Source organism: Sulfitobacter sp. HI0040 (assembly GCF_001634885.1).
Classification (GTDB): Bacteria; Pseudomonadota; Alphaproteobacteria; order Rhodobacterales; family Rhodobacteraceae; genus Sulfitobacter.
In genome coordinates, this window is record NZ_LWEX01000355.1 from 1 (window position 1) to 209 (window position 209).

1 protein-coding gene is annotated in these 209 nt (G+C 61.7%); it reads left to right on the forward strand.

Translation table 11 applies throughout. The annotated features are described in order from the left end of the window. Positions 1 to 209, forward strand: a 209-nt coding sequence (locus A3728_RS23200; RefSeq protein ID WP_161489591.1) for a hypothetical protein, incomplete at both ends; no start/stop codon positions are given.

The window sequence follows — 209 nt, forward strand, 5'->3', positions numbered from 1 at the left end:
GACGGCAAACCTGCGAAACGCATCCGGAAGCCGTTGTGGCGCCTGTCCCGCGTGCGGTTGGGGGCGGGGCAAAGCGCGGCATTCCGCGAGTTTCAGGAACTGGTGCTGACGTTCGAAGAGCGGGGAAATTCCTTCGAAGGGTTCATGCCGGTGGTCTATTTCGATCTTGTGGACCATGCGCCGATCTGGGCTGATGTCGCCGCTGCTGT